Raw genomic sequence first — 12,055 nt, 5'->3', positions numbered from 1 at the left:
GGTTGTTCCGGTCGACCAGGAAGAGGATCCGACCGGCCCGCGCGTACTTGAGCAGCCGGTGGCTGGCGCTGAAAGCGGTGAAGGTCTTCCCCGCGCCGGCGACCACTGGACGAGGGCGCGCGGCCGGTCCTCCGCAAGCAATAGGCGGGCTACCCCGCCGCCTCGATCGCGGCCTCTACCTTGTCCAGGTAGTTGAACCACCATTCGCCGGGCGCCTTGGGCTTGGACGACAACAGGTTGGCAGCAACGACGAACGAAAGCGGCACGAGTCGTTCCGGAGGGAGGGTGTCGAGCGTTCGGCTACCGCCAAGGACCGCATCGATGTAGTCAGCAACCTCCGCTATAGTGACCGATGACCAGCCTTCGCCTTCCGCTATGTCGGTGGCCAGTGCCCGTACCTGCCCCTCTGAAGGCCGCTGGCCGAACAAGTCAACCGTCGTGTAGCCGCAGATCGCTACGAGCAGTTCCAGCGCCGAAAGGCGACTAGCCTCGTCCGGGAAGGCACGCAACGCGTCCCCGAACTCGGCAGGCTTACGCTTGACAGCCCAGTGCAGGGTATCGCGCACGAGCTGTTCAACCCGATCATCGATCTTCATTCGAACCTCCGCGCTCCTTTGTTCTGGCCCTATACGCCTTGAAAGCTCCCCAGCTGGCCACCGACCCAAGGAGAACTCCCGCGATCGCCTTCGGCAGCGCCGGCAGGAACTCTGCAACGCTTGCCCATGCGGTGGTAGCAGCGGACCCGCCAAGTGCGATGGCTTCCGGACTCAACCGCTCCCGACGGGCAGGAGGTGGGGCCTCGGTGCCCTCCCGATTCCGGGACTCCCGGCGTTCTTGCCTCCGGGGAGGCTCATCGTCCCACTGTGGCACGCTGGGCCGGATTACCGGAGGAGCCGCCCGGGGTGGCTGGCGGGTTGTGCTGCCACCACCCCCGGTTAGTTTCCCAGCGCGTGGATCTTCGCGATCGTCTCCTGGACATGCTGCCGGGCCGGCTCGCTGCCCTGCGCGGCCTGCATCAACGCCTGCCGGTAGGCGTCAATCACGCCGACCAGCGGACCAGCACCCACGCCCTCCAACGCACTCGCCACGAGAGCCCGCGCCTCGGCGACGTCCTGAGCGGCACCCGCCGTCTTGGCCCGCGACTCCTCCAACTTCTGCGACGCCGCACTCAACTTCGCGATCATCTCCGCAGCGCTACTCACACACCCCTCCCCCAGGGTCAGCCGAGTTGAGCGGCCACGCCAACTCTCCAGCGCGGACCACCACGCAGCGTATGAGAGGCCGGTTCGAGGGCTTTTGATTTGATCTATGCTTTGCGTCCGGTTGAGGGTCCTTCAGCGGGTTCGCCACGGATAGCGGTCTCTCGATGTCGGGGAATGTGAATCCTGGTCGTGACCGTCGGGCGGTAGTGGCGTTAGGCCGTTCATGGGTGATCGGAAGCCGTACCCCAGCGATGTCACCGACGCGCAGTGGGCGTTGATCGGGCCGTTCCTGCGGGCGTGGAAGGCCAAGCGGGTCTCGGTCTCGGGGCATCAGGGTGACTACGACCTGCGGGAGATCGTGAACGCGATCCTCTACCAGAACCGGACCGGCTGTCAGTGGGCGTACCTGCCGCACGACCTGCCGCCGAAGTCCGCGACCTACTACTACTTCGCCCTGTGGCGGGACGACGGCACCGACCAGGCGATCCATGATCTGCTGCGCTGCCAGGCCAGGGAGAAGGCCGGCCGGACCGAGGATCCGACCGCGGTCGTGTTGGACAGCCAGTCGGTCCGGGCGGCGAACCATGTCCCGGCCGCCACGACCGGCAAGGACGCCGGCAAGAAGGTGTCCGGCCGCAAGCGCGCCCTGGCCGTGGACACCCTCGGTCTGGTCATCGCGGTCGTGGTGACCGCCGCCTCGGTCACCGACAACGCCATCGGCATCCGACTGCTCGACACAGTCGTCGAGCGCGCCCCGACGGTCACCCGGGCGTGGGTCGACGCCGGGTTCAAGCAGGACCTCGCGCTGCACGGCTCCGTCCTCGGGATCGACGTCGAGGTCGTCAAACGATCCGACACCCGACCCGGGTTCGTGCCAGTACGCAAGCGGTGGATCGTCGAGCAGACCTACGGCACGTTGATGCTGCACCGCCGGCTCGTGCGCGAGTACGAGAGCCGCCCAGAATCGGCCGTGTCACGAACGTTGTGGGCGTCGATGGTCACCATCGTGCGCCGGCTGACCGGCACCAGCACACCGTCCTGGCGACACCGGTGAACCTCACCGTGATCCTCGACCTGATCACCGCACGCGAAGCCACCGCCGATCAGGCCGCCGACCGGCTACGCGAGCAGATCACCGCCCTCACCGCCGACCTCGCCCGCATCGAGGGCGAGCTGGCTGACCTGAAGGTCACCCGCACCACGCTGCGCATCCTCACCGCCGCCGAGTTCACCGCCGATGACCCGACGATAGCCAGCGCCCCCTACCAGCAGATCCTGACGGTCCTCGACACCACGACCACCGGCATGCGGGCCAAGGACATCTGCCTCGCCCTCGGCGTCGACCCCATCCCGAAACACGTCGAGAGCGCCCGCGCGAAGCTCAAACGCATGGTCAAGCATCACGTCCTGACCGAGAACCAACCCGGAGTGTTCACCCTCACCCCGAAACGGACCTAACCTAACGAACCGGCCTCTGAGATCAACCACGGACAAGCCACCCCGAGACAAATCCACGACGCACCGACCCCACTGATCCACTCCGTTTCGCCAATCCGGGGCATCGCACGCTCGACGACGCCGCGACATCGACGAAACGGAGTGGGTCAAAGCGAGTGAGGGGCAACAGTGGAGGCGCGCGATCGATCGTGGTGGGAAACGGCCCCCATAGGGGCGCTTTGCCACCACGATCAAGGAGGACAGCAGGGCGTCAGCCGGCAGAGCAGCCGACCGCGCCTAACGCTCGGCGACGAACACCCCGACGCCGCTTACTCCCTCGACCAATCCCTCGATCTTGAGGGCATTGATCGCCTGGCGGACGACGATCGCGGACACGCCGTGCTGTTCGCACAGCTGCGAGGTCGACGGCAACTTGTCTCCCGGCGCAAGGTCACCGGACTGGATCTGAGCGCGGATGCCGTCGGCAATCAGCGCCCACTTGGCTTTGGCGGGCATTGGTGTCTCCCAGGTCTGCACCGCCATTCGATCACGCAGAGCTTTACATAGCAAGCGATACCAAGTTCGCCCGCTTGCGCTTGTATGACCTGTTATATATGCCCACCCTCGGCTGGCTCCCAGGTCTGCAACCCCGGAGTTGGTCCTTCCCCACCGCAGTAAGCGCCCGGTCGGCCGCTCCCCCTGGCCGACCGGGCGTGCCGGGGCCTGCCCGCACGCAGCCCGGCCACCGACACCAACACCGAGGCCCAGACCGACCCCACCCATCGCGCAAGGAGCAGACGGGAGACGTACCCGTGGAGCACCTGTCCGACTTCGCGTCCGCGCAGGACGTCGAGGACGCCGACGACATCCTCTTCGCCCATCCCATCCGTACCGTGACCCGACTGGTCTGTGCCTGCGGCGCGGACCATCCCTGCCCGGAGGTCCGCTTCGCCCAGATGATCAAGGGCACGACCAGCGGCGGCACCCGGTGAACCAGGGTCACTTCACCACGTACGCGCACGAGCGGATCACCGACGCGCGCCGGGTGCTCGCCGCGCACCGGACCGTCGCGTACACCGGGGTGTGCCGCGCCTGCGGACGGCCCGGCCCGTGCGACGAGTGGCGGGCCGCTCAGGGCCGGCTCGCCCACTATGCCAGCGTGCGACTCACCGATGACCTGGTCGACGACCTGCGGACCGCCTGGCTGGCGCTGATCGCGGCGAACGACCGGGCCGGCGCGCACCTGCACGGGGTCGGGTCGCCCACCCGGCATCCGTGGCGGGAGGCGGTGACCGAGTGTTGGCGGGCGCTCGGGCTGGTCTACGCGGGGCTGGCCGAGGCGCGGGCCGATCCGGACACGCCGGCCGGTTCCACGAGTTTGCTGGCCGGGCTGCGGTTGGCTCGCGCCGACGCGGACCGGGCCGCCGCGCTCGCCGCCCGGGTGCGGCACCGGCTCGGCGCGGCCGAGGACCGGCTGCGGCGTACCGGGCGGGTGGACGGCCTGGTCGCGGCCCGGCGGTTCGCGGCGGCGTCCGCGCGGCTCGACCTGGTCGCCGCGCGGCTGGCGGTGGGCGCACGAACCATCGACCGGTACGCGGCACGGCTGGCCGGCGTGCCGGAGCCGGCACCACCGCCGTGGGGCAGCACGCGCGCCGACCCGGCGGAGATCGCCGCCGGGGTCCGGGCGGCGGTCCATCTGGTACGGGCCCGGCGTCGCCGGGAGTGCCCCGGCCGCTGGACGTGGGTACGCAACGAGGTGATCAGGGAGTGGCGACGGTGACGGAGAGCGTGCGGACGGCCCTGCGGAGTCTGGTGCACGGGCGGGTGGACCGGCACGACCGGCGGGTACGCGGTTTCGCCGAGCCGGAGTGGCGGCGGTACGCGGACCTGCTGGCCGGGGCGTTGCTGGTGGCCGCCCGGCGGCGGTTCGCGCCCGGGGCGGACCGGGCGGCGGTGATCCGGTTCGTCGCCTCGGCCCGGGAGCGGTACGACGTGACCGGCCTGGACGTGGACCCGACGGTGGCCGAGGCGTTGATCCGGGCGGCGCTCGGCGAGTGCCCGGCCCCGCCGGACGACGCGGCCACGCTGACCGCCCGTACGCTCCTGCTGCTCGGGCTCCTCGAGGACGAGGGGATGAGCCCGGCCGACCTGGACGACCTGCTCACCGCCGCCTGGACCACCGCCGAAGCCGAGCCGACGGACGGCAGCGAGCCGGCCGACACCGCCGGGTCAGCCGCCCCGGGCGAGGAGCAGGTAGCCGCAGGAGACGGCGGGCAGCAGCAGGAAGCAGATCACGAAGCCGGTGTTCAGGTGCCGGGGCGGGGATGCGCCACCGACGGCCGGTCGGCCGTACCGGCCGAGCAGCAGGAACCCGGCGAAGAAGGCGAGCGCGGGGATGCCGGCACCGGTCCAGATGGCGAGGGTGGCCGAGTCGATCCAGCCGGCGTTGGCGACGAGCACCAGGACGGCCACCGCGAGCGCCCCGACCACGGCGCTACCGAGGTAGACGACGATCGCCCGGAGCAGCGGTGACCAGCTTGGCAGGAGTCGGGGCTGCCCGGCCCACGCCTCGACCTGCCGGCCGTACCGGTCGGCCTCGTCGGCGCGGGATCGGACCCGGGCCAGTTCCTCGGCCGGGTCGAGCGGGGGCGGCGGGGCGGCCGGACCGGGCGGAGGCGGCGAACCCGGGTCGACGGCGCGGAGGGCCCCGGCCCGGGCGGGGTCGTTGGTCGGCAGGGCCGGGCGGGACGGGCCGACCGGCAGTTCCTGGTACGTCGTCCCGTCCGTCGTCGGCTCCCGGTCCTCCGGCGGTCCGACCGGGTCGGCCGTGCGGAAGGGTGCACCGATCGCCGCGCCGAGCCCGGCCAGCCACTCCTGTTGGGCGGTGAGACGCTGGTCGAGCTGGTCGACGTCGGCCTGCCAGCGTCGTCGCCGTCCGGTCTCGGCGTCGGCCCGCCGGTCGGCGATCCGGCGTTGCTCGGTGAGGTGCCGGGCCAGGGCCGCGTAGTCCTCGAAGCCGCTCACCTCAGCCCCTCCTCGTCCGGCTCGTGTCCCGCCCCGACGAACGGCACGATCAACTGGGTGCGGTGTTCGTGCCGGTCCACCAGCAGGGCCCGGTTCGCCCGAGGGGTGTACGCCAGGTCGGTCACCCCGAGGTGCAGCCCCAGCTCCGCCCCGGGCACGTTCAGCGCCACCAGGCAGGCCACGTCGTCCCGGTTCTGCGTGCCACCCAGGTCGTCGGCGAGCCGGCGCAGCCCACGCCACCAGCCGAGCAGGTGCACCCCGTACCCGGGGGCGTGCCGCAGCACGGCGCGCAGGTCGTCGTACCCGGTGCGGAAGGTGGCCGGGTCGGACAGGCCGAGCACTGCGCCGGCCGCGTCCACCCCGAACACCACCAGGTACGTCCGCCCGGTCGGCGGTGCGGCCGGTGCGGTGGCGAGCTGGCCGACGTGTCCGCGCAGCCCGGTGGCGTCGAGCTGGTCGACCGGATGCCCGGCGTCGGTCAGCGCGGTGCCAAGGTCGTCGGCGACCGGGTCGGCGGCGGCGACCAGCGGGGCGAGCAGGAACCGGGCGGTGCCCGGCGCGTGCTGCCGGGCGAGGCTCCACGCGGCGGCCCGGAGCACGTGGGCACCGGCCGCCGAGGTGCCCACCACGGCCAGGTGCCGGCCGGGGGTGGCGTCCAGGGGGACGGCGGCGGTGCTGCCGGTCACATCGACCGCCCGGCCGACCAGTGCGGCCGGACGCCGGACGCCGGGCCGTAGCCCAGCGAAGACCGGATCGTCCTCGACGTGCGCGGCCTCGTACCCCCGGAACACGGCCGGCGAATGGTTCCCGGCGGGCCGCGCCTGCCAGAGCTGGTGGCGCAGTCGGGCCAGGTCGGCGGCGTCGGCGTGCGCGTCGGGGAAGCGGATGACGGTGTCCGGGCCGGCGGCCCCGGCGGCGGTGTTCAGTACCGCCGTGCCGATGGTCAGCGCGTCGGCCGCCGGGTTGAGCGGGTCGAGCACCCCGGAACCACCGGGCAGGGCCACCCGGAGCGGGAACTGCCCGAAGATCGCGTCGGCCTTGCCGTAGAGGGCCTCGATGCCGGCGGTGCTCTGGCTGGCCAGCACCAGGTGCACCCCGTACGAGCGGCCCTTGCGGGCCAGCTCCTCCAGCAGGGTGACCGCCTCGCGGGCGAGGCTGTCGTTGCCGGCCAGCAGGACGTGGAACTCGTCGACCACCGCCACGACGCGGGGTGCCGGCGTGTCCCGAGGCAGGTCTGCCAGCTTGGTGACGCCGTACCGTTTCAGCGCGCCGGCCCGGCGACCCAGTTCGCGGCGGAGTTCCCGGAGCACGGCGACGCCGTACTCGCGGTCGGACTCGATACCGACCGCGCGGGCGTGCGGCAGCCAGGACGGGTCCCGCCCGGTGGGGACGAACTCGGTGAAGCTGACCCCCTCCTTGAAGTCGAGGAGGTACAGGTGCAGTTCCGCCGGGGAGTAGCGGGTGGCCAGGCCGTAGAGCACGTCGAGGAGGAAGACCGTCTTGCCGGCCCCGGTCCGTCCGCCGACCAGCCAGTGCGGGGTGGCGTCGTCGAACGCCACGGTGACCGGGGTACGCCCGGCCCGGCCGATCACCGTACGCAGGCCGGCGCGGGCCGACTCGGCCCAGTGGTTGGCCGGGAGCAGGTCGGTGAAGCGGAGTGCGGCGCCCTGCCGGGTGGCGGCGGCGAGGTGTTCGGCGAGCGCCGCGACGGTGGCCGGTGCCGGATCGCCGTCGAGCAGCACCGGGGCGGCCAGTCCGGTCCCGTCCGGGCTGTACGGCAGGCCGGGCGGGTCGCCGACGTGGGCGTACCGGTCGGTGAGGGTGATCCGGGTGGCGGCGGCCAGCGGTGGGGGTGGCGGCCCGGCGTCCCGGGGTGGCTGCCCGGCGAGCAGCACGCAGAGCGCGGCGGTCGGGCCGGCGTGGGTGAGGGCGGCGAGCCGGGCGAGTTCCCGGGGCGGGGGCGGTGCCGCGCCGACCACGACCAGGGTGGGCAGGTCGGCGTCCGGGCCGGCCTGCTGGGCGAGACGGGCGTGTCGTTCGATCGTGTCGAGGAGGCTGGCGATCTCGGGTTCGGTGGTGGCGGGCGGATCGAGCACCCCGGCGTCGACCAGGGGTCGCAGCGGCAGGAAGGCCGCCCCGAACGTGGCCGGGTCGAGGGCGGCGACCCGGACGGTGCCCGGTGGCGCGGTGGCGACCAGCCGGAGCACCAGGGCGCGCAGCAGGGCGGCGACCCGGGGATCGCGGGCGTCGGTGTCGACCGCCAGGTGCCGGCCGCTGCCGAGTGGAACGACCACGGGAAAGTCGCCGTCCACAGTGGACGCCTCGCCGACCCGGACCGGGACCGGTCCGACGGTCAGCGGGGTCGCGCCGGGGGTCGGGGTGGCCAGGGCCGCGCCGACCCGGGCGAGCCGGGCGACCAGGTCGGCGGTCTCCCCATTGGCCGGGACGGGACACTCGGCAAGGGCCCGGGTGAGCCGGCCGAGCCGCTCACGGGCTTCCCGATGGGCCGTGACCGCCTGCCGGTACGCCGACGCGATACGCGCCATCCGTCACCTCCTGATCACCTTCCGTCGTACCGCGCAACGGTAGCGGAGGTGCCCGACAGCCGACAGTCCGGTATGGACCGTCGGCTGTCGGATTGGTGGTGGTGGGAAGGCTCGGGGTCAGCCGGTGACGGCGTTGAGGGCGGGCAGGTAGCCGAGGCGGTAGCCGTCGGCGTTCGGGTGGTAGGCCTCGATCAGCCCGGTGACGTCCTTGATCCAGGGGGTGCTGGCGCAGACGCCGTGCCCGGCGAAGTAGGAGCGGGTGTCGGAGAAGGTCGCCCCGGCCGCCGCCGCCCGGTCCGCGGTGACCTGGGCGAGCAGGTCGGCGGCCTCGTTGAGGATGATCCGCTTGGACTTGCTCATGCCGAGCAGACCACACGAGCCGGTCTCGAAGAGGCGCGGGTAGCCGAGCACGATCAGGCGGGCGTTCGGGGCCCGGTTGCGGATCTCCGCGTACGTGGTGTCGAGCCGGCCGGGGAGCACGGTGGTGGCGAAGGTCTTCGCCTCGTTCACCCGGTTGGCGCAGTCCGACTCGCTGCCGAACCGGCAGTTCTCCAGAATGCTGGAGAAGCCGGCGTCGTTGCCGCCGATGGTGATGGTGACCAGGGTGGTGGTGGCGTCCAGTGATCCGACCTGCTCGTTGAGCACGTCGTCGGTCTTCGCCCCGCCGCAGGCCGGGAACTTGTAGCTGGCCACGGCGTGCTGCTGGGCCCAGAGCGACGTGTACGACTTGGAGCTGCGCAGGCAGGTGTTCGGGTCGTACGACCCGGCTCCGACGCCGGAGGAGTAGGAGTCGCCGAGCGCGACGTAGTGGATGGCGGCGGCCTGGGCGGTGCCGGGAACGAGCAGGACGGCGAGGGTGGTGGCGACCAGCGCGGCCAACGCGGTGACGGCACGGGCCAGCGGGCGGTGGGGCATGGACGGTCCTCCACGTGTGGGGGTGGTGGAACCTTCAGCCGCGCGCGTGGCCTGGGTCCGGGGGGGGTTACCAGGCGGTAATGCTATCGAAACATAGCGATATATGGAAGAACGCCGAGATGGGCTGAGCGGGGCGGGCGCACGGACGGGGCAGCTCGACAGCAACCACGCCAGGCACCGGCCCGCGCCGACGGAACGCCGCGAACGAAGAGGCGGTCACCTGGTCGCCGGGGTGGAGGCCGCGCAGGGCGGGTCCGGCCGCCACGTGTCGGCCACCCCGCAGTGGAAGACCTCCACCGGCTCGTCCGCCACGTCGGGCACCCGCTCCACCCGCATCATCGCCAGCCGCTTCTGCGCCGGCACACCCGTGTCGACGTCCACCCGGAGCAGGCCCGAGATCCCCCGGTAGCCATCCCCGTCGATCTGCCGGAGCACCTCGGCGTGCATGCCGACCGGGTTGATCGCCTCGGGCCGCCACCGTGGACTGTCGTCCCCGTGGTGCAGGCGGGTGGCGAGGCTCTCCACCGCGCGGACCACCATCGTCGTCGCGTCGTAGGCGAGGCTGACGCGCTCGCCGACCTGGTCGCCGCCGGGCGTGCAGCGCGGCCGGTCGAGCAGGTCGTCGCTGGAGATCCAGCGCAGGAAGGTGGCCCGGGGTTCGTCCCGGCCACTCGACGCGGCGGCCCGCAGCACCGCGCAGGTGGCCAGCGAGGCCTTCGACACGTACGTCACCGGCAGGTTGCCCGGCGCGCTGCGGCGCAACTGCGGGTTGGCCATGTAGCGGTTGACCGAGTCGTTGCCGACCAGGTTGCGCGGGGGGTTGTTCGCGCAGTCCCGCTGCAACGCCCGCAGGAATCCGTCGAACTCCGACCACCGGCCGGCGAAGACCAGCATGCCGGCGTAACCGCACTCCCGGGCCATCGAGGTGCCGGGCTGCCACTGCACCGGCCGGGCGAGCCGGTCACCGAACCGCTGTTCGAGGTCCGCCACCAGGGTGCTGACGTAGATGTCCTCCGCCAGCGAACTGCCCTCGCCCGTCGTGTAGTAGACGTGCGCGTCGGTCAGCCGCCGTGCTCGGGCGTACTCGTGGAACAGGCGGGCCTGTTCGGTGTTGGGCGCGGACACCTGGATGTAGAGCCGCGAGCGGCTGCCGATCCCGTCGCCGGAGATGTTCGGCGCGATCACCGGCAGGCCGACCCGGTTCAGCTCGCCGATCGCCTCGGCGGTGTTCCGCCGGCTCTCCACCAGACCGACCACGCCGAGCAGCGTCCGGTCCTCACGGGCCAGCTCGGCGAGCATCCGCACGGCCGGGCCGGCGTGGCGCATCTGCCGGCCACCGTTGGCGACCACGATCCGCAGCAGGGCGGCGCCGGGGGCCCCGGCAGAGATCTGCAACAACGCGTAACGGGCGGTCGCCATCCCCTCCAGTTCCTCCCGCTCGGAGACGTACGACTCCTCGTCCTCGCGGGTCGGGTTTCCGGTCAGGGTGCCCAGGTAGACCAGGGTGAGGAAGGGCCGCCGCTTGCCGCTGCGTTCCCAGGCCCGCTCGGCCGCCCGGTTCTGCGCGAAGATCCGACGCTGGATCGCGCGCAGCCGGTCCTGCCCCGGGTCGTCGTTGAACACCTGCGCCTCGCTGTCGCTGTAGCCGACGCACTCCGACCCGACCAGCTCGACCTTCACCTGACCGGACAGCGACGGCAGGCAGCCCGACCCCCACCGGGTGCCCACCCACGCGCCACCCGCGGCGAGCAGCACCAGGCAGAGCCCGGCGGGCAGGAAACGTCGTGACCACCAGGGCGGATCCGGCGCGGCGAACCCGCGCGGGGCGCCGCGCGTCTGGGCGCCGGTGTCCGGGACGCCGACCTCCAGGGGGAGCAGCCAGGCCGCCGGCCGGCGCAACCGCCGCGCCTCCGGCACCCCCTCGACCCATTCGTCGTACGCCTCCTCGGCGTCGGCCAACGGCGTCACGACGGCGGGTTCCGGCGGCGGCTCCGCCCCGACCGCGAGCACCAGCAGCGGGTCGTTACGCCCCGTCTCGTTGCGGACGTCGTTGAGCAGACGGACGAGCCGGTGCCCCTGGTCGCCCGGGACCACGTGGTCGAGCAGCAGCACCACCGAGGTGGTCCGCCGCCACTCGGACGGCCGCCAGGGTCGCCGCCGGTACGCCTGCCGCAGGTCCTCCAGGAAGGCGTGCAGCAGCAGCTTGTCGACCTGGTCCGGCTGCTCCCCGTCCCGCCAGCCGGTGGTGAGGCGCTCGGCGAAGCCGAGGAAGGTCACCGACTGCTGGGGGGCGAGGTACTGCTGACGCATGAACCACGAGTACGGCCGCCCGAGCACCGGCAGCCGGCCGGAGACCGCGATCCGGAACACCACACTGGGCACCGCCCGCCGGACGAGCCAGAACAGCACCTGGGAGACGACCGTGGCGGCGTCCCCACCCGGGGCCAGCGGCTCCCCCGTCATGCCCTGACCGCGCCGGTCGCGCAGCCGGCGCACCAACGCCGAGCGGCCGTCCTCGGCCTCGACGCCGAAGGTCAGGCTCTGCTGCATCAACCAGTCGGCCAGCGGATAGTGCCGGAACCGGATGCGCTCGGCGCCGAACGCCTCGACGCAGAGCTGCCGGTGCAGTTCCCGCAACACGGCCGGCAGGCCCGCGCCCTCGGGCAGCGTCCGGACGTCGACCACGGCGTGCGGCACCCGCCGGTGCGGGCTCTGCCCGACCAGCCGTCGCAGGACGGACATCAGGTCGGCGGCGCCGGTGGGGTGCACCAGCCAGAACACCGGCAGCCGCCGGTCGCCGCGACGCGGCCGGCGCAACAGCCGGGCGAGCAGGGCGAGGAAATCCAGGCCACCGTCGGGGAGCGGGTCCCGACCCGGGGTGGGCTGCTGTTCCTGAGCTGTGGACTCCCGCACCCGACACCTCCGACGTGG

Annotated in this window: 12 protein-coding genes and 1 pseudogene; 4 read left to right on the top strand and 9 right to left on the bottom strand. The window is 72.5% G+C overall.

What is annotated here, in order from left to right; genetic code table 11:
* Positions 1-4: 4 nt before the first annotated feature.
* The 3 genes and pseudogenes from GA0070618_RS35565 to GA0070618_RS19745 form a co-directional block, all read right to left on the bottom strand.
* Positions 5-106 (bottom strand): annotated as a pseudogene (locus GA0070618_RS35565) (DEAD/DEAH box helicase family protein); the annotation flags it as partial.
* 43 nt (positions 107-149) lie between these two features.
* Positions 150-596, bottom strand: coding sequence for a hypothetical protein (locus GA0070618_RS19750; RefSeq protein WP_088982954.1), 447 nt, complete (start codon positions 594-596; stop codon positions 150-152).
* 339 nt (positions 597-935) lie between these two features.
* Positions 936-1,202 (bottom strand): DUF6244 family protein, encoded by a 267-nt coding sequence (locus GA0070618_RS19745; RefSeq protein ID WP_231931375.1) that lies wholly within the window; start codon positions 1,200-1,202, stop codon positions 936-938.
* A 223-nt stretch (positions 1,203-1,425) separates the two neighbouring features.
* Here GA0070618_RS19745 and GA0070618_RS19740 point away from each other — a divergent pair, with 223 nt between their 5' ends.
* Both GA0070618_RS19740 and GA0070618_RS19735 read left to right on the top strand, forming a co-directional pair.
* Positions 1,426-2,256 (top strand): IS5 family transposase, encoded by an 831-nt coding sequence (locus GA0070618_RS19740; RefSeq protein WP_088982952.1) that lies wholly within the window; start codon positions 1,426-1,428, stop codon positions 2,254-2,256.
* Entirely contained in the window at positions 2,253-2,660 is a 408-nt protein-coding gene (locus tag GA0070618_RS19735) for a hypothetical protein (protein ID WP_088980359.1), read from the top strand. The genes GA0070618_RS19740 and GA0070618_RS19735 overlap by 4 nt, the downstream gene beginning before the upstream one ends.
* 276 nt (positions 2,661-2,936) lie before the next feature.
* Here the strand turns inward: GA0070618_RS19735 and GA0070618_RS19730 are convergent, their stop codons facing one another.
* Complete coding sequence (locus GA0070618_RS19730; protein WP_088982951.1) at positions 2,937-3,182, bottom strand: winged helix-turn-helix domain-containing protein; 246 nt, start codon at positions 3,180-3,182, stop codon at positions 2,937-2,939.
* A gap of 269 nt (positions 3,183-3,451) precedes the next feature.
* Between GA0070618_RS19730 and GA0070618_RS19725 the strand changes: the two genes are divergently transcribed.
* Both GA0070618_RS19725 and GA0070618_RS19720 read left to right on the top strand, forming a co-directional pair.
* Positions 3,452-3,631: a hypothetical protein gene (locus GA0070618_RS19725; RefSeq protein ID WP_088982950.1), complete on the top strand. Its 180-nt coding sequence runs from the start codon at positions 3,452-3,454 to the stop codon at positions 3,629-3,631.
* A complete protein-coding gene (locus GA0070618_RS19720) occupies positions 3,628-4,419 on the top strand; it encodes a hypothetical protein (protein WP_088982949.1) in 792 nt (263 codons plus the stop codon). The genes GA0070618_RS19725 and GA0070618_RS19720 overlap by 4 nt, the downstream gene beginning before the upstream one ends.
* Here the strand turns inward: GA0070618_RS19720 and GA0070618_RS19715 are convergent.
* The 5 genes from GA0070618_RS19715 to GA0070618_RS19695 all read right to left on the bottom strand — a co-directional run bounded on the left by GA0070618_RS19715 (position 4,400) and on the right by GA0070618_RS19695 (position 12,037).
* The gene (locus tag GA0070618_RS19715) at positions 4,400-4,723 is read right to left on the bottom strand and encodes a hypothetical protein (protein ID WP_088982948.1); all 324 of its coding nucleotides are present in this window, start codon (positions 4,721-4,723) and stop codon (positions 4,400-4,402) included. The genes GA0070618_RS19720 and GA0070618_RS19715 overlap by 20 nt on opposite strands.
* Positions 4,724-4,868: 145 nt before the next feature.
* Complete coding sequence (locus GA0070618_RS34280; protein ID WP_197701557.1) at positions 4,869-5,663, bottom strand: hypothetical protein; 795 nt, start codon at positions 5,661-5,663, stop codon at positions 4,869-4,871.
* On the bottom strand, positions 5,660-8,209 hold the full coding sequence (locus GA0070618_RS19705; RefSeq protein WP_088982947.1) for an FtsK/SpoIIIE domain-containing protein: 2,550 nt from the start codon (positions 8,207-8,209) through the stop codon (positions 5,660-5,662). The genes GA0070618_RS34280 and GA0070618_RS19705 overlap by 4 nt, the downstream gene beginning before the upstream one ends.
* 117 nt (positions 8,210-8,326) lie before the next feature.
* The gene (locus GA0070618_RS19700; RefSeq protein WP_088982946.1) at positions 8,327-9,124 is read right to left on the bottom strand and encodes an SGNH/GDSL hydrolase family protein; all 798 of its coding nucleotides are present in this window, start codon (positions 9,122-9,124) and stop codon (positions 8,327-8,329) included.
* 216 nt (positions 9,125-9,340) lie between these two features.
* Positions 9,341-12,037 (bottom strand): hypothetical protein, encoded by a 2,697-nt coding sequence (locus GA0070618_RS19695; RefSeq protein ID WP_088982945.1) that lies wholly within the window; start codon positions 12,035-12,037, stop codon positions 9,341-9,343.
* Between the last annotated feature and the right edge of the window lie 18 nt (positions 12,038-12,055).

This window comes from Micromonospora echinospora, from assembly GCF_900091495.1.
In the GTDB taxonomy this organism is placed as follows: Bacteria; Actinomycetota; Actinomycetes; order Mycobacteriales; family Micromonosporaceae; genus Micromonospora; species Micromonospora echinospora.
Note: the sequence above shows the minus strand (reverse complement) of the source record. Positions and strands in the feature narration are given on the sequence as shown.

Bases quoted from the DNA above. Each gene is read 5' to 3' on its own strand.
- GA0070618_RS19740 (WP_088982952.1), top strand. From the start codon at position 1,426: ATGGGTGATCGGAAGCCGTACCCCAGCGATGTCACCGACGCGCAGTGG.
- GA0070618_RS19730 (WP_088982951.1), bottom strand. From the start codon at position 3,182: ATGGCGGTGCAGACCTGGGAGACACCAATGCCCGCCAAAGCCAAGTGG.
- GA0070618_RS19750 (WP_088982954.1), bottom strand. From the start codon at position 596: ATGAAGATCGATGATCGGGTTGAACAGCTCGTGCGCGATACCCTGCAC.
- GA0070618_RS19705 (WP_088982947.1), bottom strand. From the start codon at position 8,209: ATGGCGCGTATCGCGTCGGCGTACCGGCAGGCGGTCACGGCCCATCGG.
- GA0070618_RS19700 (WP_088982946.1), bottom strand. From the start codon at position 9,124: ATGCCCCACCGCCCGCTGGCCCGTGCCGTCACCGCGTTGGCCGCGCTG.